The following is a 949-nucleotide window of genomic DNA, read 5'->3' as shown; positions in this document are numbered from 1 at the left end:
GGCTGAGGATGTCAAAGAGGAATTGGCCGCGATCCGTCGGGAGATCGAAGCCGCGTTGCGCGACAAGATCGCCGCCGGCATCGACGCGGGAGACGTCCCGGGCACGGCGGATCCGACGGCGCTGGCAGCTTTCGTCATAACGGCGATCCAGGGGCTGTCCCCCCTGGCGCGCGACGGCGGGAGCCGCGCGAAGCTCCAGCAGGTGGCGAAATTGGCCATGCTCGTTTGGCCATAACCACGATCTCACGCTTGAGAGCTCAACGCTCCGTAAGCTGCCCTTATGCGCATGACGACGAACCAGCTTGGCTTGGCCTTCCAGACCTTGATTGTGCCCTGTGTGGGAGGCGCCGTGGGTCTTCCTGGCAGCTGTCTGGTTTCTTTTGGCTTCCTATTCGGTGCCCGATAGGCTTTTGAGAAGGTCATTTCCTTTTGTGGGCGGCCTCGTAGGCTTCAAGCGCTCTTTCCAGCAGCTCGCCAAGCACCAAGCGGTGTTCGTCGGCTAGGCGGGTGAAGCGCTGGGCGTTCTCTTCCGTCACCTTGAGGCTGAGCTGTTTGTTGCGGCCGGTGCGGTAGCGGCGCTGTTCGACCTTGGCCAATGCCGGCTTCGCCTTCTCGCGTGGGGCGGACTCGCGGCTGGGGAAACCTTCCGCTTCGGAGACGGCACGAATTGCCTCGACCGGCGGCTTCGGCTGCTGGGCAGCGCGTGGCGTGGGCTTGAAGTCGTCCAGTCCACCGAGGTCGAGCTTGCCGAGCGGATCGGTGCGTTCAGGCTTGGGCTGGCCGGGCATCACGCAACCTCCTTGGCCTGCTCGCGCTTGTCGCGCAGGCGCTGCACAATCTCCGCGGCGTACTCGGCCGCGTTGTTGATCGCCACGGTCGTGTTGGCGACCCCCTTCCCTGCTAGGCCCTGCAGCGTGCCACCATAGGAGAACATGGCACGGTAGGCCTC

General features: G+C 64.5%; 2 protein-coding genes. One reads left to right on the top strand and one right to left on the bottom strand.

Annotation, left to right across the window (positions count from 1 at the left end; genetic code table 11):
* Positions 1 to 235 (top strand): TetR family transcriptional regulator C-terminal domain-containing protein (locus ACU8YC_RS25010; RefSeq protein WP_446895960.1); only part of this gene is annotated, 235 nt, incomplete at its 5' end.
* 184 nt (positions 236 to 419) lie between these two features.
* On the opposite strand, the gene ACU8YC_RS25005 is transcribed toward ACU8YC_RS25010, so the two are convergent.
* A complete protein-coding gene (locus ACU8YC_RS25005; RefSeq protein WP_446895959.1) occupies positions 420 to 788 on the bottom strand; it encodes a hypothetical protein in 369 nt (122 codons plus the stop codon).
* Positions 789 to 949: the final 161 nt, after the last annotated feature.

Source organism: Citrobacter sp. VF227 (assembly GCF_052950715.1).
The sequence above is the reverse complement of the archived record's forward strand: the minus strand, read 5'-3'. Positions and strand labels throughout refer to the sequence as shown.

Coding starts and splice junctions, on each gene's coding strand:
- ACU8YC_RS25005 (WP_446895959.1), bottom strand. CDS start 788: ATGCCCGGCCAGCCCAAGCCTGAACGCACCGATCCGCTCGGCAAGCTC.